The sequence below is a fragment of the Peribacillus sp. P4_C12 genome (genome assembly GCF_056402095.1).
The window spans coordinates 1-550 of record NZ_JBFUIB010001197.1 but is presented as its reverse complement, the minus strand read 5'-3'; the positions used below and the strand labels follow the sequence as shown (position 1 = coordinate 550).

Annotated in this window: 1 protein-coding gene; it reads right to left on the bottom strand. The window is 38.4% G+C overall.

What is annotated here, in order from left to right; genetic code table 11:
• Window positions 1-533: ABC transporter permease (locus AC1DUW_RS32105; RefSeq protein ID WP_477644619.1), on the bottom strand; the 533-nt coding region annotated here is incomplete at its 3' end.
• Between the last annotated feature and the right edge of the window lie 17 nt (window positions 534-550).

The window sequence follows — 550 nt, the reverse complement described above, 5'->3', positions numbered from 1 at the left end:
GCAATGGATGGTAATATGGTATGCTGCCATGTCGCCCATGTAGCTACTGGGAATATATGCCATTTTATTGCAAAATAATTGATTAAAATAGTCGCCAAAATAAAGTTCGGAACAGATATCCCGACGATGGCAATGACCATTGATAAATAGTCAGGCCATTTATTTCGTTTCAGTGATGCCACTACACCTAAAATGAGCCCAAAAAAGATGGCAATCACCAGTGCTTGCGCTCCTAAATGCAAGGACACTGGGAATCCCTTCAAAATGTAATCATTCACAGAAATGGATGAGGATTTCAAARAGGGACCAAAATCAAATTGAACGACTTCCAATAAATAATTTCCATATTGGGTCAACAAAGGCTTGTCCAATCCATAGTGGACTTGAAGATTTTCATAAACAGCGGGAGGCATTGCTCCTTCTTTCGCAAATGGATTTCCCGGAATCGTATGCATTATAATGAACGTTAATGTAATAACCGCCCATAAAGTAATAATCGCCCATTTAAAACGATTTAATGTATATCTCAACATGGTAATCACCCCAATCA